This window comes from Maridesulfovibrio salinus (assembly GCF_055394525.1).
The window spans coordinates 96,126-114,665 of record NZ_AP042461.1 but is presented as its reverse complement, the minus strand read 5'-3'; the positions used below and the strand labels follow the sequence as shown (position 1 = coordinate 114,665).

At 47.5% G+C, this 18,540-nt stretch carries 16 protein-coding genes and 1 pseudogene; 16 read left to right on the top strand and 1 reads right to left on the bottom strand.

Annotation, left to right across the window (positions count from 1 at the left end):
* Window positions 1-112: 112 nt before the first annotated feature.
* Genes ACZ5PW_RS00510 through ACZ5PW_RS00500 form a run of 3 tightly spaced genes read left to right on the top strand, consistent with a single transcriptional unit; the run spans window position 113 to window position 3,278 of the window.
* Window positions 113-799 (top strand): ATP-dependent zinc protease family protein, encoded by a 687-nt coding sequence (locus ACZ5PW_RS00510; protein WP_464557027.1) that lies wholly within the window; start codon window positions 113-115, stop codon window positions 797-799.
* Window positions 799-2,331, top strand: a complete 1,533-nt coding sequence (locus ACZ5PW_RS00505; protein WP_464557026.1) for a UUP1 family membrane protein — start codon at window positions 799-801, stop codon at window positions 2,329-2,331. The genes ACZ5PW_RS00510 and ACZ5PW_RS00505 overlap by 1 nt, the downstream gene beginning before the upstream one ends.
* Window positions 2,331-3,278 carry an alpha-L-glutamate ligase-like protein gene (locus ACZ5PW_RS00500; RefSeq protein ID WP_464557025.1) on the top strand — a complete coding sequence of 316 codons (948 nt, stop codon included), beginning with the start codon at window positions 2,331-2,333 and terminating at the stop codon, window positions 3,276-3,278. The genes ACZ5PW_RS00505 and ACZ5PW_RS00500 overlap by 1 nt, the downstream gene beginning before the upstream one ends.
* A gap of 69 nt (window positions 3,279-3,347) precedes the next feature.
* On the opposite strand, the gene ACZ5PW_RS00495 is transcribed toward ACZ5PW_RS00500, so the two are convergent.
* Window positions 3,348-5,657, bottom strand: coding sequence for a methyl-accepting chemotaxis protein (locus ACZ5PW_RS00495; RefSeq protein WP_464557024.1), 2,310 nt, complete (start codon window positions 5,655-5,657; stop codon window positions 3,348-3,350).
* A gap of 323 nt (window positions 5,658-5,980) precedes the next feature.
* On the opposite strand from ACZ5PW_RS00495, the gene ACZ5PW_RS00490 reads away from it, so the two are divergent.
* The 13 genes and pseudogenes from ACZ5PW_RS00490 to ACZ5PW_RS00430 all read left to right on the top strand — a co-directional run bounded on the left by ACZ5PW_RS00490 (window position 5,981) and on the right by ACZ5PW_RS00430 (window position 17,662).
* Complete coding sequence (locus ACZ5PW_RS00490; RefSeq protein ID WP_464557023.1) at window positions 5,981-7,135, top strand: GGDEF domain-containing protein; 1,155 nt, start codon at window positions 5,981-5,983, stop codon at window positions 7,133-7,135.
* Window positions 7,132-8,310 (top strand): PP2C family protein-serine/threonine phosphatase, encoded by a 1,179-nt coding sequence (locus tag ACZ5PW_RS00485; RefSeq protein WP_464557022.1) that lies wholly within the window; start codon window positions 7,132-7,134, stop codon window positions 8,308-8,310. The genes ACZ5PW_RS00490 and ACZ5PW_RS00485 overlap by 4 nt, the downstream gene beginning before the upstream one ends.
* Window positions 8,311-8,320: 10 nt before the next feature.
* Complete coding sequence (locus tag ACZ5PW_RS00480; RefSeq protein WP_464557017.1) at window positions 8,321-8,875, top strand: SiaB family protein kinase; 555 nt, start codon at window positions 8,321-8,323, stop codon at window positions 8,873-8,875.
* Between the two features lie 9 nt (window positions 8,876-8,884).
* Complete coding sequence (locus tag ACZ5PW_RS00475; protein ID WP_464557013.1) at window positions 8,885-9,274, top strand: DUF1987 domain-containing protein; 390 nt, start codon at window positions 8,885-8,887, stop codon at window positions 9,272-9,274.
* Between the two features lie 184 nt (window positions 9,275-9,458).
* Window positions 9,459-9,677 carry a FeoA family protein gene (locus tag ACZ5PW_RS00470; protein WP_464557010.1) on the top strand — a complete coding sequence of 73 codons (219 nt, stop codon included), beginning with the start codon at window positions 9,459-9,461 and terminating at the stop codon, window positions 9,675-9,677.
* A 1-nt stretch (window position 9,678) separates the two neighbouring features.
* Window positions 9,679-12,186, top strand: coding sequence for a ferrous iron transport protein B (gene feoB / locus ACZ5PW_RS00465; RefSeq protein ID WP_464557009.1), 2,508 nt, complete (start codon window positions 9,679-9,681; stop codon window positions 12,184-12,186).
* A gap of 12 nt (window positions 12,187-12,198) precedes the next feature.
* Window positions 12,199-12,516, top strand: coding sequence for a hypothetical protein (locus tag ACZ5PW_RS00460; protein WP_464557008.1), 318 nt, complete (start codon window positions 12,199-12,201; stop codon window positions 12,514-12,516).
* A 93-nt stretch (window positions 12,517-12,609) separates the two neighbouring features.
* The gene (locus tag ACZ5PW_RS00455) at window positions 12,610-13,437 is read left to right on the top strand and encodes a DUF4198 domain-containing protein (protein WP_464557007.1); all 828 of its coding nucleotides are present in this window, start codon (window positions 12,610-12,612) and stop codon (window positions 13,435-13,437) included.
* A 103-nt stretch (window positions 13,438-13,540) separates the two neighbouring features.
* Window positions 13,541-14,197: a DUF6162 family protein gene (locus ACZ5PW_RS00450; protein ID WP_464557006.1), complete on the top strand. Its 657-nt coding sequence runs from the start codon at window positions 13,541-13,543 to the stop codon at window positions 14,195-14,197.
* Entirely contained in the window at window positions 14,197-15,108 is a 912-nt protein-coding gene (locus ACZ5PW_RS00445) for a metal ABC transporter solute-binding protein, Zn/Mn family (protein ID WP_464557004.1), read from the top strand. Before ACZ5PW_RS00450 ends, ACZ5PW_RS00445 begins: the two co-directional genes overlap by 1 nt.
* A 1-nt stretch (window position 15,109) precedes the next feature.
* Window positions 15,110-15,862: a metal ABC transporter ATP-binding protein gene (locus tag ACZ5PW_RS00440; protein ID WP_464557002.1), complete on the top strand. Its 753-nt coding sequence runs from the start codon at window positions 15,110-15,112 to the stop codon at window positions 15,860-15,862.
* Window positions 15,820-16,769 (top strand): annotated as a pseudogene (locus ACZ5PW_RS00435) (metal ABC transporter permease). Before ACZ5PW_RS00440 ends, ACZ5PW_RS00435 begins: the two are co-directional and overlap by 43 nt.
* Window positions 16,769-17,662: a metal ABC transporter substrate-binding protein gene (locus ACZ5PW_RS00430; RefSeq protein WP_464556999.1), complete on the top strand. Its 894-nt coding sequence runs from the start codon at window positions 16,769-16,771 to the stop codon at window positions 17,660-17,662. The pseudogene ACZ5PW_RS00435 and the gene ACZ5PW_RS00430 overlap by 1 nt, the downstream one beginning before the upstream one ends.
* Window positions 17,663-18,540 lie beyond the last annotated feature (878 nt).

Genomic DNA, 18,540 nt, shown 5'->3' with positions numbered 1-18,540 from the left:
ACTATCTTTTTTTGACAAATATTCAGCATCAATGCGCAGTTATGTCCAGTGGTTGCAGAATCTGTCTGGATACAGGATTTTTTACGGGAACCAGAGATTCAGGAGAATTGACATGAAACATTATTTATTGATTATATCCATCAGTCTGATTCTAATGATGTCTGCCTGTGCCTCAAAACAGGCAAAACCCCTTCCACCCGTTGATGAACCGGTTACCAAGCCCGAGAAAGTCGTCCCGCCCAAAAAGGAGCTTTCTGAAAAAGATGAAGAGAAGGTGGAAAAAAAAGAACCCGTTGCTGAAAAAAAGCCGGTCAAAAAGCCCGAGAAGCCCAAACCCGAGAAAAAGGCTCCTGCAGACCCCTGTATTCTGGCTGAAGGACTGGTCCTCATCGGGGAGCTTGAGCAGGTTTATATAAAAGAAGCCAAAATGAAGCTAACGGCCAGAGTAGATACCGGAGCGACCACTTCATCGATCAGCGCAGATGATATTGTAAGATTTGAAAGAGACGGTGATAAATGGGTCCGCTTTGTGATTCGTGATAACAAGGGCAAAAAATCAGAACTGATTGAGAAACCGCTGTCACGCATAGTGCGAATAAAGCAGCACGATAGTGAGGGCCAGAGAAGACTGGTGGTTGATCTGCAGATACTGATGGGGCCGATAAGGATTAAAAGAGAATTCAGCCTTACTGACAGAAGCGATTTCAAATACCCGGTTCTTATAGGCAGAAATGTACTGCGGAGCAAAGCCGCAGTTGATGTCGGCCACAAATACCTGACCTCACCCATGAGCGAATAATGAAGACAAAATTTCATTTTACGATACTGGTAGCAGTCCTGATTCTCCTTGGGTTGGGACTTACCGCGTACAAGGTACTGGTCCTTGGTTTTTCCCTTTCTCCCAGTGAGAAGGTGAAAGTCTGGACCGTTGAGTCTGTGATCTCATTTACTGGAGATGGCGGACCTGTTGAAGTGTCCCTGAACCTGCCTGACAACCGCAAGGGACTGGTTGTTATGGAGCGGAGGGTAAAAAAGGGCAGCTACGAATACAGCATGGAGAGAAAAGGAAAAGCCATGCGTGGTGTCTGGCGCAAAAATAATGCCGAGGGTCCGCAGAAGCTTTATCTCCAAAGCCAGATCTACCGTAAGGACTGGAAAGAATCCCGTCCGGTAGAGGATGGGTACAAGATAGCTGAGCTTCCTTTCTTCAGCAGCGCTGCCGAGGACCTTGCCCGCGGATTGATAATGAAGGCCAAAGAGGAAGGGAACGGCCCTGTTGAAATTGCCAAAAGTATTCTGCGGCAGTTGAACAGGCCGGAAGAGAACGGAGCTGCCGCTATACTTTTGGAAAAAAAGAAAGATTTTGGCGGAACATTGGAACTGGCCCGCGCGCTTATCAATAAGGCGGGGGTAACAGCACGCACCCTGAAAGGATTCTTCCTCGATAAGGATTCATCCAATATAGAATTGCAGGGGTATGTTGAAATCAGGGACGGAGAGGAGTGGCTGCTGATCGATCCTGTTGAGGTAGAGGTACTTAATTCCGGTTCTTTTCTGCTCTGGCAGATGGATAAGGAATCTGTTTTGGAAGTGACTGGTGGTTATAATTCCAAAGTGAGATTTTCCTCCCTTGCAACCAGCATCATTGCCAACAAGGCGGCTATTGATGCCGGTCTTGGCAAGTCGAAATCCATGTTCGTTGATTTCTCCATATACAGCCTGCCTATAAAAGTTCAGAACTCTTTCCGCCTGCTGCTGCTCATTCCCTTCGGAGCGCTGGTGGTGGTTATCATGAGAAACCTCATCGGAATAAGAACTTCCGGGACTTTTTTACCTATCCTGATCGCCATGACTTTCATCCAGACCTCTCTGCTGTGGGGGCTGGCTCTTTTTATTCTTATCGTCAGCATGGGCCTCGTTCTGCGCTCATACCTCAGCCGATTGAATCTGCTGCTGGTTCCCAGAATATCTGCAGTGCTGGTTTTTGTGATTGTAATTTATGTTTTTATCGCCGTAACAAGCTACAAGCTGGGCAGTGAACTGGGATTGATGGTCTCCTTTTTTCCAATGATAATAATATCATGGACGATAGAGAGAATGTCCATCCTATGGGAGGAGGAAGGCCCCAAGGAAGTGTTCATTCAGGGGGGCGGATCTCTACTCACCGCAAGTCTGGTTTATCTGTTGATGACCAACAGGTACATTGAGCATTTAAGCTATTCATTTCCGGAACTGCTGCTGGTGGTACTGGCCGTGATTCTATGTATCGGAAGTTATACGGGATACCGGCTTAGCGAACTTGGACGGTTTGAACCCATGGGGAGGCTCTGATGCGTTTTATCAGCCCCGGGAAGCTTAAAAAATTAGGTATTGTCGGGATGAATATGCGCAATGTCAGGTATGTGGCGGCAAACAATCCCAGACATCTTTATCCCATTGTGGACGATAAGCTGAAAACCAAGATTGTTGCGGAAGAGGCGGGGCTTGCAGTCCCAAGACTTATCGGAGTCATGAGAGTTCAGAAGCATGTGAAGGAACTGGTTCCTTTTCTGGGAGACCGCGAGGACTTTGTGATCAAGCCGGCCAAAGGAAGCGGCGGCAAAGGAATAATGGTCATAGTCGGTCGCTCCGGTGAAGGATTCGTCAGACCTGACGGCAGGATTATTTATGAGCAGGACCTCCATCGGCACTCATCAAATACTCTCAGCGGCCTGTTCAGTCTCGGGGGAAATCCAGATGTGGCTATGATTGAGGAGAAGGTCCGGTTCTCGAAAGTTTTTGACGGATTCACTTATCAAGGTGTGCCTGATCTCCGAATAATCGTTTATAAAGGGTATCCGGTGATGTCCATGGCCCGTCTGTCAACATCCAACTCCGGTGGTAAAGCCAATCTTCATCAGGGGGCTGTCGGGGCCGGAATTGATATCGGAACCGGAAGAGCCCTCAGGGCTATTCAGCATGGCCTGCCGATTGAAAAACACCCGGATACAGGAAAAGTACTGTCTGGGTTGGCGATTCCGGACTGGCATGACTGTCTCAGACTGGCTTCAAGGTGTTATGATGTGACCGGGCTTGGCTATCTCGGGGCGGACATTGTTCTTGATGTGAACAGGGGACCACTCATACTTGAACTCAATGCACGGCCCGGGCTGGCGATTCAGGTTGCCAACGGCTATGGGCTGCAGCCCAGAGTTGACTTGATCGATACGGTTGCCGGAAGTCAAAGGAGTGTAGAAGACAGGGTAGCTTTTTCTGTTGATAATTTTGGTGAGCTTTAATTTTCTGACTTTTTTCTGGGAAGCGGGCCGATGGGAATGTTCCTGCTCGGCCCGTTTTTTATTCAGGTATTACTGGATTCCTGTTTTTCCCGATTCCGGAATTGTTGAGAAATCAGGGATGTGTCGATGCGATTTCGGAGCTGAACTGCCTTCAGATTCTGCCTCAAGGTTTTCTATGAGAGTTCTGAGTTCGGCAGCAAGGCTGGCCAGATTTTCAGCGGAGCCGAGCGATTTTTCCATGGAACCTGTAGTTGCTTCGGCCATGCGGTTTATGTCCTGCGAGGTTGAGTTGATCTGGTCCGAAGAGACAGACTGTTGCTCTGTGGCTGCTGAAATATTCTGAACCTGTCCGGTAACCCCTTCCACAAGGGCCACTATTTCATCAAGAGCATCTCCAGCCTGTTCCGCGAGGCGGGTGCTGCTCAGTATTGACTGGGAGGCAACCTCCATGCTTTCCACGTTGGCCTTTGAACTATGCTGGATGGTTCTAACCACATTGGTTACATCTTTAGTCGCTTCCATGGTTTTCTCAGCGAGATTTCGTACTTCATCCGCCACAACTGCGAAGCCTCTGCCCGCGTCTCCCGCCCGGGCTGCTTCAATGGCCGCATTAAGGGCCAGCAGGTTGGTCTGATCCGCAATGTCACTGACAACGGACATGATTCTGGTAATGTCTCCGACCTGAATGTTCATTTCGTTAAGATTTTCCTTCAGCAGGTCGCTTTGTTCTTTAACGTGGAAGATAGCTTTAACTGCTTCGGAGGTCATTTCAGCTCCTTTCGTCGCAGTTTCAGTGGCTTCTCCAGCACCTATGACCGCATCGGAACAACTGCGGGCGACGTCCTGAATGGATTCTGTCATCTGGGAAAGAGCGGAGGATGATTCAACAAGGCTTTCCTGCTGCTCCAATGCTCTGGAGCTGGATTCTTTTACATGTGCTGAAATATCATCCGAGGTGTGCGAAAGCCCGTTAACAACCTGCTCAAGTTTGCGGACAACATCTATAATAGCTTCTCTGCGGGCGCCCTCTGCTTTTTCCTGTGCTTCATTGAGTCCCTGCAATGCTTCTTTTGCCGACCGGGCTTCCTTTTCTGCCTTGGCCGAGGCCTCTTCCACTCTTTTCCTGTCTTCACTGATCAGAGCCATCAGCCTGTTGAATGCTTGGGTGAGCTGACCGAGTTCTCCCTGTCCCTTTTCTGCTATGCGGTGGCTAAGGTCTGCACTACCCGAGCCGAGGCCGTTGCTGACCTGAGATATCTCGCCGATGATCCGGCGTAGTGGGTTAATGATAATGGTTCTGCTGAGTATGATCAGCAGCAGCCCGATAACCGCTGCAATCCCGGTAATACCTTTAACCGTGGTCCCTGCTTTCTGCTGCATGGCGGTATACTGTGAAACCTGGCTGCTCCGGAACTGTCTAGCCATTTCCTGAAGTTCAATTCTTGCAGAATCCATTGAAGCCATATCTTTTTTCATTTCAAGGCTCAGGTCAAAGTAGGCCTTGAAACTTTGGTAATATTGATTGGTCAGCTCTACTATGGAGTTAAAAAGGAGTTTTTCTCTTTTTGATGTGAAGAGAGGGGAGAATTGGGGGTATGAAGCTCCCATAGTTGCTTCTTTGTCAATGCCGAGGAGTTTCTCTATGTCTACTATAAGACCTGAGCCGCTTTTTTCATCTTTATATAGAATGAAATCCTTGGCCATTTCTTGAAACCCCAGAGGTTTGTTCAGCAGTATGGCGGAAGTCTGCCGTTTTTCAGTAATAGCCTGCATTTCCTCTACTGCTCCAGACAGTTCCCGGGCAATATTCTGATAATCCTGCCCGTCTTCAGCTGACATTGCCCGTTTTCTGAGTTCTCTGATCTTCTTTTCGGTTCTGCGTGCGCTACGATCAATGCTTTTCTGGAGGGATAGAGCTTTGGCAAGAATCTGAACAGACGTTTCCCGCAGCCCTTTGACTATTTCTGTTCCCGCGTTGAAATTGTTCTGGAATTTATCAAAACTGTGATCGAAATTATTGAATCCGGTCTGAAGCATGGTTATGTCGGAAATGAGCAATTCATTGCTGGTGGTTTCCAAAGCATGTCCCAGAGTTTCTCTTACTTCCGATGCTTTCACCGTATATTTTACTTCCGGACTCTCATGGCTATTTTCACCTGATTTCATTGAGAGTTCTTCACGGTGTGCCAGCCAGTCCAGAGCGTCTTCCTGAGCTTCTACAGCTAGAGAGACAATTTCTTCCAGCCTGTTACGGGTTTCCATTTTCCGGGTCAGCACATCAAGTGTAAAAATCGAAACAGCTCCAAGTCCCATTGCGCAAATGAGGAAAACGAGCATCCCGAAAACTATTTTATGCGAAAGTTTGAATGTATACTGCATCTCTTAGCCTATTACAGGTGTCCATGAATATTGGCGGGGTGCGCGGGATACGATCATGACCACCCTGGTTGGTTATAGTGTTTGCGGCGGACGATAGTGAAAATGAAAAGCGAAATCAATAAAAGAAAACACAATTATGTTTTTGCCGTTTGACGGTGAAAAATATGAATTGGGAATCTCTGTTCTGTTTCGTGATTTAGTCGTGATGATTTGTGTTCATAACAGGCTTGACTTTGAAGATGGTTACCACTATCGATTGAAAACGACATTCAATCTCGACAAAGAGATTGCAAAATAATCGGGGTCTCCGGGGGTGGAGAGATATGGCTACAGATTTTTTTTACAAGGAACAACGGCTGCTGGATAAGTCTTTTGATGTGCTTCAGGCCGGAAAATGCAGCTGCACAGTGACCAGAGATACGTTTGAAGAGCTTGTGAAAGGTTATTCAAAATTATTGCGGCAAAGCAGACGTCTGGTGACCATGGGGGACCGCATGCAGCTCACTCTGAATGATCTTAACCATAGCCTGTCCATAAGTGAGCAGAAGTACCGTGGAATATTTGAAAATGTTACCGAGGGTATATACCGGTGCAGTCCATATGGGGATCTTGTCGAGGCCAATCCTGCTTTGGCTTCGATGTTCGGCTATTCTGAGCCTGATGACTTCATGGCAGCAATAAAAAACATAAGGTCGCTCTTTTGCAATTCAGAAGATTTTGATCGGTACCAGGAATTGCTTGCTGCAGGAGAATTGAAAAATTTTGAGGTGACGGTCTACAGTCCCAAGGGCAGTGTGCTCTGGGTTGAGATAAGTGCGTCGGTTATACACGACGGAGATGATGGTGACGCCTGCAGGGGAGTTGCGGGGGTTTTAAGAGATGTAACCGAACGCAAGGCTATGATGGAGGAAATGTGCCGTCTGGCTCGAACTGACAGTCTCACCGGCCTCTGGAATCGGGGGTACTTCATGGAATTGGCCGGGCGGGAGATGCTGCGAACCGTGCGCGGCAATCAGCCTTGTTCCCTTATTCTTGTTGATGTGGATTACTTCAAAAAGGTCAATGATAATTACGGGCATGACGTAGGGGACTTGGTCCTTGTGGAGCTGGCCGGCATCCTTTGCAGGTCAGTACGAGAAATTGATGTGGTGGCCCGGATTGGCGGAGAGGAGTTTATTGTTTTGCTTCCTCAGACGGGCAGGGATGAGGCGGGGATCGTTGCCGAACGGATAAATACGAATGTCCGCAGAGCAGAAATCAGAGCGGGGCGCGGAAATCTGTCCATAACAGTGAGTCAGGGGCTTTGCGCGTATCAGGAGGGAGATGATCTGGACAGTATCATCAAGCACGCCGATATAGCGCTGTATGCAGCCAAAGCTAATGGAAGAGATAGAACGGAAGTCTACCGCGGTTCTTGTGAACAGGCTGGGCCCGGGCATGGTGAAGCTTTTGACAACAGGAGGTCCTGCCGACAATGAGCCTGTTTTTAAATCTGTTCAGCCCGCTGCTGAACTGGAGTGTCCAGCGCAAAATGGTGTTTATTCTGACGCTGCTGATGGTGATATTACCACTCTCCGTCCTTCTGATGCTTGATTCGAAGGGCCCTGCCGAGACAACCAATCTGCTGGTGGCTTTGGTAACTGTCGCAGTGGTTCTGGTCGTGCCTTTTTCAAAGCTTTTGAGCCACGTGGTTGCTTTGAATTGTATCAATGACCTTAATGAACAATGCCGGATGCTCAAACAGGGAAACTACGAACCGACTGAAAAGCTGCCGGATGGTGTGGCAGGCCATGATTTCATAGCCCTCAAGCGGAATATGCACTGGATGGGATACACCATCGCCGTCCGGGAGAAGAAACTTGAAAAGGCGATGACTGATTTGACCGCTGCTAAGCACCAGATCGAAGAGAGCATTGAATACGCGAGCCTTATTCAAACTGCTTTCCTGAATGGAGCCCGTAAGCTGGAAGAGGTTATTCCAAACCATTTTCTTTTATGGGAGCAAAGGGATTCTGTCGGCGGAGATTCGTATTGGTGCAGGCCGTGGGGCAGCGGTTATTTCATCGGCGTGATTGACTGCACCGGGCATGGAGTTCCGGGAGCTTTCATGACTTTGATTGTACAGTCACTTCTTGAGAGATCGGCAACGGTAACCTCGTCCAGTCCGGCCAGTGTGCTGGAGTCAATGAATATCCAGATCAAGGATGCTCTCGGTCAGCATTGCAAAAGTTCGCATTCGGACGACGGCATGGATTGCGCTCTCTGTTACGTTGAACCGGAGCGGAGAAAGCTTGTTTTTGCCGGGGCCAACCTTCCACTATATGTCGTTGACGGTAAAGGGACTCGTTTGATTAAGGGTGATCGTTGTGGTGTGGGTTATGTGCGATCTCCGGGCGACTACAAATTTACTGACCATGAACTGGATGTTGAACAAGGGATGCGTTTTTATCTGGCTACTGACGGGATAACTGACCAGGTTGGTGGCTCCAAGGGTTTTCCTTTCGGCAAAAAAAGATTGATGCGGTTCATGGGGGATAACCTGAAAACCGCGATTACTGAACAGGGTGATTGCCTTGGCAAGGTGCTTAGTGAGTATCAGGGGATGGAAGCAAGGCGGGATGATGTTACCGTACTGGGTTTTGAATTAAGCTGATGAGGATGAAATGGCTATAGAGTTGTACAAATATTATGAAGAGATGCACAAGTGTGGAACCATATTGTATTTCAACGGACCTGTTTCGCAGACTGTTGTTGAAGGAATAGCCGATATGCTGCGGGACAAGCTCAAGGCTGATTCAACCGGAATGGGTGCTGTACAGCGGGTTTTCTCCGTACTGGTTGAGCAGATGCAGAATATCGTCAGGTATTCCGCAGAACGGATAGAGACGACAGGGGGATGGGAAGGTGAGATCGCTTTCGGAACCCTTCTAGTCGGTCGCGAAACAGACGGCAGTTATTTTATTGCCTGCGGAAACAGAATAAGAAATGATGAAAGCGAATCTCTTGCACGCAGGATAGATGTCATTCAGGACATGAGCAAAGAAGATTTAAAGGCCTATTACAAAGAACGCCGTAAAATGAAGATAAATGAAAGCCGGAAAGGCGCTGGACTGGGGTTTATCGAAATGGCCCGAAAAGCGGCCCGGCCCCTTGATTACGCTATAATCCCGATAGACGGGGACAGTTCTTTTTTTATGATGAAAGTAGTTACGGTTTAGGAGACAGGCATGGATGCGTATAGAGTGGCAGCGACAAAGTCTTCTCCTGAAATTGACTTTGATCCTGATAATGATCTTTTTAAAATTACCGGTGAATCTTATCCTGAGAATTGCTGGAATTTCTACAAGCCAATGTTCAAGTGGCTTGAGCAATATTTCGCCGAAGCCAGCCCGGACAGATTCGAGTTGGTGATGGAGCTTCTTTATTTCAACAGTTCTTCGTCCAAGACCTTTATGGACTTATTTGATCTTTTGGATGAACACGCGGACGCAGGCTGCGAAGTGGTAGTTAAGTGGCGCTACCATGAGGAGAATGAAACTGCCATGGAGTGCGGAGAAGAATTTATGGAGGATGTTTATTCCATAGATTTCAGGTTGGTGGAGTTTATGGACATTTAGTTTTTCTTCATTATATTGACGGAGATTCAAGCGTTCTAAATGTAATTGAAAATGAATTTATTTTTTGATTGACCATGTCGAGCTTCATCTTTAAAGTGAGATCGAAAATTAATATCAATACCGACTGGACGCATGTTAGATGCGATAAGGCTCGGGAAACTAAATATTACGAGACTGGTGAGATATGACTTTGGATGAAATGCAGCCGGGTAGCAATTGCGTAATGAAAGATGTCTCCGCCACAGGGGCACTGGGACAGCGCCTGATGGATATGGGGTTCTATCCCGGGGCTGAAATCCTTGTTGTACGCAATGCCCCGTTTCTTGATCCGGTTGAACTGCGTTTAGAAGGTTACCACCTTTCAATTCGTCACATTGAAGCAAGGCATATCGAGGTAGAGTAGCATGAAGGGGAGTAATCTTCTGGTTGCCCTTGCAGGGCAGCCGAACTGCGGGAAATCCACAGTTTTCAATATGCTGACCGGGGCACGGCAACATGTCGCCAATTATCCCGGCGTGACTGTTGAAAAGAAAAGCGGTGCTTTCGATCTGGAGAGTATCCGTGTCGAGCTGGTGGATCTGCCCGGTATTTACAGCTTAAGCTCATATTCCCTTGAAGAAAGAGTATCGTGTGATTTCTTGCTGAACGACAGCCCGGAGGTTGTTGTTGATGTTGTGGATGCCTCAAATCTTAAACGCAACCTTTACCTGACTGTTCAGATTCTTGAAATGCAGATTTCCACTATCCTGAATTTAAATATGATGGACGTGGCGGAACGCCGGGGACAGGAAATAGATATCTATAGGCTTCAGCAACTGCTGGGAATTCCTGTTGTGGGATCTGCGGCAAAGAGAGGTTCCGGGCGTGAAGATATCCGCAGGGCAATAGAAGAGTTGTCTGCCTGTGGAGCAAAACCCGATTTCCATGTGGATTACGGGGCCCTTGAGAAATATATCCCTGAAATAGAGGAACTCCTGGAAAAAAATCCGGTCTTAAGTGCCCAGTATCCGGTACGCTGGCTGGCGGTAAAGTTGCTTGAGGGAAGTGTACAGGCGGTCGAGTTGCTGAGGGACAATCATGCTGATTGGGAGGCAGTTGTTCAAAAAGCCGAGCAGATAAGGGAAGAGGCAAGTTCGGTTGTCGGGAATCCTCTTGAACGACACATTGCTTTCACCCGTCATTCCGTCTGCGCAAGTATTGCCCGAAAGGTGGTTTCTCAGTCCGATAAGGGAAAACATGATTTTTCCGATGTAGTGGACAGGTATGTGTGCGGGCGTTTTACCGGGCCGATCATACTGGTGGCGGTTCTTTTTGTCCTTTATCAGGTATCGATAGTTTTCGGCGGTTGGCTTGCGCAGGTAGTCTGGCCTTTCTGGGCAGGTATTGAAAACCGCACGCAGGATCTACTGCCTCATGCCGGGTTTATGACCGATCCCCTTTTGAGATCTCTTCTGATCTGGGTTCTTAAATCCGTTACATCAATACTCAACTATCTGCCGATATTTTTCCTGCTGTTCTGCCTGATCGCCATACTTGAGGACAGTGGATACATGCCGCGTATGGCTTTTATACTGGACAGGGTCTTCAGACGGTTCGGTCTGCATGGGCAGTCCACACTGCCAATGATTCTCGGGGGAGTCTATGTAGGGGGATGTGCTATCCCCGGAGTTATTTCAACCAAGGCGATACCTGATGAAAGGGCCCGACTGGCGACAATAATGATTGTTCCGATGATGAATTGCCTCGCAAAGGTTCCCCTTTACCTGATTCTTATCAGTTCATACTTTGCTGAAACCGGTGGTCTTGCGATGTTTTTCATTGCGACTGTAACTCTCTTCATGGCGCTGCCGGTGGCTAAGCTGCTTTCAGTCACTGTATTGAAAAATCACCAAAGCGCTCCGTTTCTTATGGAAATGCCACCTTACCATCTCCCAACTTTAACTGGTGTCCTCCGGCGGGCTTCTGAGCGTATCTGGCTTTTTGTAAAGAAGATAATCACTGTGGTCGCCGCTATCGCCGTTGTTGTATTTGTTCTTATAAATTTCCCCGGATTGTCAGAAGAGCGCATGGCTGATTATGAATCCCGCCGGGACGCTTCAATCAATTCATTTGTTACTGAGGTGGATAAGACAGGTTACAGGAATTACATAACAGCAGATAATGTTATTGATCTGATTCATTTCAATGAAAGCCTCAAGGAAGCCAAGATCGGAGTTGCTGATCGAGAAAAGGCAGCTGAAATAAACAGGGGATTTGAAATCGTTGATCCGGTTTTCTACGCAGTTGCAAAAAGGGTCGGGCCTGAAGGCAGGCAGCTAAACCGCGCTTTCAGGAAACTGCTTAATACCCGCAAGGAACTGCGCCGTGAGATTCGCGCGGACCGTTTCAAGTCCAGTTTTCTGGGCTCATTGGGACGTGCTCTTGAGCCTGTCACACAGTTTGCCGGTTTCAATTGGAAAATAAATATCGCGCTGCTTTCCGCCTTTGCGGCAAAGGAAAACAGCGCAGCGACCCTGGGATCAATTTATGGGATTGATGATTCCGGGCAGTCTGTTCAGGAGAGTATGAAGGCTGGAGAAAGCGGATTTACTCCCTTGCATGCTCTGGCTCTCATGCTTTTCATGGCTCTTTACCCGCCCTGCGTGCCTACTTCTATAATGGTTCGGCACCAGACAAACTCAACAAAGTGGATGTTTTTCTCTATCGGTTTTCAGACCCTGCTCGGAATATTTGTCGCCAGCCTGGTCTTTACCGGCGGATCGCTTCTGGAATTAACCGGTTTTCAGGCCATGTGGGTTTTTTACGCTGTATGTGTTGCAGCGACTCTGATTTCGGCCTTGATTCCGACACCTGAAGAGAGGGCCGTAAAAGAGATTTTAACTACAAATTCAGTTCAACAAAACTGTTCTTAAGGAGGAATTGGTATGAAAAAAATCGCAATTACACTCACTCTGGCTGCTATGCTTGCTTTTGCGGGGCAGGCTTTTGCCCACAGTCCGCTCATGAGTTGTTTCGACAATGGAGACAACACCATTACATGCGAAGGCGGCTTTTCAGACGGGTCATCCGCATCCGGTGTTAAAATGTTCATCAAGGACGGCAATGGTAAAACCATTATTAATGGCAAGATGAATGAATACAGCGAGTACACTTTCGATAAACCCGCTGGTGAATACATGGTAATTTTCGATGCTGGCGAAGGACATCAGGTTGAAGTCAATGGCGCCGACATCGTTGAGTAGGATGTAGAACTGTGCACGGGCGTATTATCTCGTGCATATTTTTTACCATTTTGGTTGAAAATAAAATTCAGTTTCATTTTTAAGGAGTGACCAATGAAAAAACGTTTGATTCTTCCCCTCGCAGCACTTTTCGTGCTTGCCTTCGGCAGTTCCGCTTTTGCACATTTCATGATGATGTATACCCCTGAGATCGCGATGGATAAAGGTCAGGAAATGGACATGCGTATCGTCTTCACCCATCCTGCCGAAGCGGGACACATGATGGATATGGGTGGCATTGAGGATTTCTATGTACTCAGCCAGCGTGGCGATTCCAAAGCCAAAAAGACCGATCTTAAACAGTACCTCAAAGAAATTGAATGGAAAAACCCACATTCCAGCGCTCCTGCTTTTGAAGCAAAGATCCCCAAGAAAGTTGTCCGTTCCATGGGTGATTACGTTTTCGTCATGAAGCCCGGCTACTATTTTGAAAAAGAGGAAGGTATCTATATGCAGCAGATCACCAAGCTCATTGCCAATGTTGCGGGTGTTCCCGGCAACTGGGCAGAGCCTGTAGGTCTTCCCTGCGAAATCGTCCCCCTTATCAAGCCCTACGGCATGTGGACCGGGAACGTATTCAAGGCTCAGGTTCTTTCAGGCGGAAAACCCGTTGCGGGCGCTGAAGTGGAAGTTGAGTACATGAGCCATCAGCCCGATCTGAAAAACAACTCTCTGTCCGCGAAGTCTTCCGTTGACTATCCTCAGGACTCTTTCGTGACTCAGACCATTTTCTCCGATGAGAACGGTTACATCACTTTTGGTGTTCCCAAAGCCGGATGGTGGGGCTTTGCTGCTCTTGGCGTAGGTCCCGAGACTGAGCACAAAGGCAAAGAACTCAGCCAGGACGCGGTAATCTGGATCAAAGCCGTAGATATGAAATAGACCCCGAACAGAATACTCTGCAGCAACAGAAGTATCCTCCATTTATACGGCGGGGCGGATTCTCCGCTCCGCCGTCATGCGTTAATCAAGTGAGACCCGCCATATGACGAAACAGGATAATCCCCGCTGTGTTACCATTGTAAGGGCCGCAGGATCATCCACAGAGACCAGACTGGTATTCTTGGCTGTGCTTATAACCTTGGTGATAAGTGCTTCAAGTATAGGTCTCAGAAATATATCTTACGGAAATAAAGAAACACCTGAGTGGCAGATAGAAGCTTACAGTTCATTATCTCCACAGGAGCTGGCCGTTTTTAATGCGTTGATAAGCGCCGGTGCAGAAATTGAAAATTATCATGCCGATGAAGGCGGATGGCCTGAAGTAAGAGACCTTGAGGAAGATTATATCCCTCCTTTCGTCAGGGACACTGCCTGGGTAAAAAGCGGAAGTATAGTCTGGGATCGTAAGGTTCTCAGCCAGAATATGAATCATGTAGTTTTATACCGGGGAGTTGCCAAGGATCAGGATATTGTCTCCTCAACTTTTCTTCTAGTCATAATGCACGACCATGTAAAAAAGCAGGGTAATGCCGGAGTTCCGGAACATGCGCCTTATGAGATATGGATGCACTCTTCTCCTGATAAAACATTTCCGGTGATTGTAACTGATCAGGCATTGATCAACACGGGCTGGAAGGAAGTGGTCGCCAGACGGGGGGAAGATGAAATGAAAAAGACAAAGGGCGAGGAGTTTATGTAATGGTCAGAAAAATTTTATACGCGCTGCTTTTTATCTTTATTTTTCCCGGTAATATTTGGGCAGCCCCTAAACCCAGAATCGGGGTCACTCTTCATCCCTACTACAGTTTTACAAAAGCGGTTGTCGGCGACACTGCAGAGGTGGTCCCCCTTATCGGCGAAGGTTTTAATCCGCACAACTATCGTCCCCAGCCCGAAGATATCAAGCGCTGCATGACTCTTGATGCACTGGTGGTGAATGGCATCGGTCATGATGAATTCGCATTCGAGATAGTTGAAGCCGCAGACCTTAAAGGCAGACTTCCCCTTGTAATGGCCAATAAAGATGTCTCCCTGATTCCTGTTGGCGGAAACCTTGACGGTAGAAAGATTGTCAATCCTCACACATTTGTCTCAATCACTGCTTCGGTTCGTCAGGTTTATACTATTGCTGCTGAGCTTGGCGGATTGTTCCCCCAAAATGCGGATTTATATCGCAGGAACGCCCGTAAATATTCAAGACGTCTTCGCAAGATGAAAGCACGGTATATGAAACGGATTGCCTACCTCCCGACAATGGATTTTCGCTGCGCCACAATACATGGTGGATATGACTACCTTTTTCAGGATTTCGGGTTGCAGGTCACAGCGGTTATCGAACCGGGACACGGTTTGAAGCCGACAGCCAGCCAGCTTGGGAAAACCATTGATGAGATCAAAAGACTGGGTGTTGAGGTCATTTTCACCGAGATGGCGTTCCCAGATAAATATGTTGATACCATCCATAAGGAAACCGGTATCAGAATCCGTCATCTTTCCCATCTCACTTACGGCGAATATTCAGAGGCCGGCTTTGAAAAAGGGATTGAGGCCAATCTCAAAGCTCTTACCGATGCGCTTATTGATGCCCGTAAAATAAAAGAAGGTAGTTGAGATGCTTGAAGGATCTTTAAAAACAGCTGGGCCGTCCATAAATTTTGAAAAGGTTGGACTGCAACTCGGGGGTAGCAGGATACTGCGAGATGTTTCTTTTGAAGTGGAGGCGGGGTCGATACACTGCATCATAGGACCCAATGGAGGAGGAAAGACCTCGCTTTTGCGTTGCCTTCTGGGGCTGATGCCGCACACAGGACATATTTCAGTCTGCGGCGGAAAGAAGGTTGTGACGGGATATGTTCCCCAGTCACTTGATTTTGATGACACACTGCCGATGACTGTTACGGATTTCATGACCATGGTCGGTCAAAAGAGAAGGCCTGCCTTTCTTGGTATGAAAGGAGAGAGAAAAAAAGAAATACAGGCAGCCTTGGCAAAAGTGGACATGATCCATAAGGCCGGCAGACCGTTCGGCTCTCTTTCGGGTGGTGAACGGCAGCGGGTTCTGCTGGCCCAGTCCCTTATGCCTGAACCGGATCTGCTCATTCTTGACGAGCCTGCGACCGGGCTGGACAGGTCCGGGGCGGCCATAATGCACGGAGTTATCGAAGATCTTTCCGCCGCAGGCACAACCGTTCTGATTATCCATCATGATCTTGCTGCGGTTCGCGATATGGCACATGGGGTGACCTGTATCAGTAAGGAAGTCCTGTTTTCAGGTGATCCGGTAAAGGAACTTACTGCGGAACGGATTTTTACCATTTTTTCATGTCCGGGCAAATCGCCGACCGAAACATCCGGAGTGGCCTGATTATGGACAATCTTTATGATCTTTTCCGTCTGCCGTTGATGGATTGGGCCAGAGCCGGGCTTGTCCCCGAGTTTCTGCAGTATGGATTTGTAGTTAATGCCCTTGCCTGTGCTTTGGTTGCCGGCCCTCTGCTGGGAGGACTCGGGACAATGGTGGTAGCTAAACGGCTGGCATTTTTTTCTCAGGCAGTAGGACAGGCAGCCCTGACTGGGGTTGCTTTGGGGTGCTGCTGGGTGAACCGGTGACCGCCCCATATGCATCACTGTTCGGTTTTTGCATTATTTTTGCCCTTGCAATGAACTATACCCGCAACCGGACCAGAATGACACAGGATACAATTATCGGTGTTTTTCTTTCCATTTCGCTGGCGGTGGGAGCCTGTGTACTCCTCTATGTGACAGGCAGGGTTAATATGCACGTATTGGATAACATACTGTTCGGATCAATTCTCACTGTTAATGATACGGATATGAATGTGCTGTTTTTCATCGGAGGGCTGTGTCTCGCGGTGGGAGTCCCGCTTTATAATCGAATGCTGCTGGCCAGTTTCAACCCTTCTCTGGCGATGGTCAGGGGAGTCAACGCCAGACTTTACGATTACATTTTCGTTATGATGATCACAGTTGTAACAGTCGCCTGTCTTAAAATAGTGGGTGCTGTACTGGTCGAGGCCCTGCTCATTATTCCTGCTGCCGCAGCCCGCAATGTAAGCCACTCCATCAGAGGGTTTTTCTTTTACAGTGTAACTTTCGCAACTGTGAGTTGCATTCTCGGGATTATTGTACCTATGCAATTTGAAATTCCGGTTCCATCCGGGGGAGCAATCATACTGGTTGCTTCGATCATATTCGCGGGTACTGCCGTTCTACGTTCTTTCTCAGGCTCTTTAAGACAGGCTGGTTTCTAATGAAAAAGATTATAGTCATCGTTCCTTTGATATTGTCCCTTTTGATTTCGGCAGTTGCAATGGGAGCGGAAAAGAAGCCTCTGGTTTTGACCTCGCTTGATATTACACAGGCTCTTTGCAGTGTTCTTTGCAAAGGTACTAATATAAAAGTGCAAAAAGTGGTTCCCGGCGGATATTCAATGCCGGGCCATAATGCCTATTTCAAGAAGCACCGGGAGGTGTTTTTCGAAAAGTCGGCAAAGGCTCAAGGAGTTATTTCGGTTGCCTCGGTATGGGCGGGAGATCCTTTGTACCGCTGGGCCAGAAGGGGGAATCTCCGCATTGTGAATATTGATGCAGGCAAGCCTCTCGATGGTTATGGGGCAGGAGTTCCGCTTATTGAGATTGATGGAAAGTATTGCCCCTATGTCTGGCGAAGTCCCGCAAACCTTACCCGCATGGGTGCGATTGTCGCCGATGATCTAGGAATGCTGTTTCCGGATCAGGCTCAAATAATTAATGGCAATCTGAAAAAGCTTCAAACAGCTTTATTCAAGTTAAGAACTGAGTTCGAAGAAACATTTCTTGAGAATGAGTCCTGTAATTACGGGGCGTTGACCGATGGATATGTTTACCTGACCGATGAATTCGGACTGAATGTGTATTTTTATTTCCTGCAGCAGGAAGACAGATGGACCCGGCAGGATATTGAAAATCTTACCCGCTTGATTAAGGAAAACGGCTTGGAGGTTGTGATTTGTCCGTGGGAGCCGGGGGAAAAAGGTAAAAAGGCTATTTCTGCAGGTGGCGCCAGAGCGGTGGTCTTGAGCAGATTTGTTTATAAAGAGGGCGACTCCCCTCTGAACTCTCTACTTGAATGGTATAAAGACAACCTGAGCGGCTTGGCTGAATAGCGCATTCAACCTGGCTGCTGTATTTGAAATGCCGGGACATCCCTCAGTATTGTAAGTATCACTTAGTAATAATTCTCAGCCTGTCTGCATGACCGGATTCTCCTGAGTATCTCAGCATACAAATCATAAGTGCAGAAAACACTGGAACAAAGTGTATCCGAACACTCCTTGTCCCAGTGTTTTCTGTTTTCAGCAACTTGCGGGTTACCTGTATGTCGTTCTTAAACGTCTACAGTAATCCATATGGACAGTTCTTGACGCTGATCCTGATCTCAGCCGGAGTAAAAAGTACCAGTGTGTGATTACCCCTAAGGATAATACCCAACATAGCAACAATGAGCTTCATAACCCATGCTGGCAGTGGAATTGATTATAAATACAAATAAGTATGCCCGTGTTTCCATGTAAAATACAATGGGAACAGATTTGTCTGCATTTATAAGCAGGACACTAAAGAATAGTATTCTGTTAAGTATCAGCTACTACACACACTCCGAGTTTTAACAGTTTAGCTGGAAAGTGTCCCCACTTGACTCTTTCCATTTCTAACCCACCCAACGTAGGATGACTATCTTAAGCAAAATGCGAACCAAAATTACTTGTGCTTTAATTTCAGTCTCTTCCGCTGTTTGCTGTGGGAGAGTAGTGGTTCAGAATAGAACCGCTGGAATTCAGGTCTGCCATTTTATGGGTAGGTAATTGTGTCAATCAGGTGAATTTCATGTCTTTCATTTCAATATGTTGAAGGAAGTATGGATTCATGTGTGGGTTATTGAGAGGCTGGCGGGTCATTTTGACCCGCAAGATATGTGTTTGTTTTAGGTTGTTTTTCTGATTATTAATTCAGTCATAAAATCCATTGTGTTTGGAAATCTAAA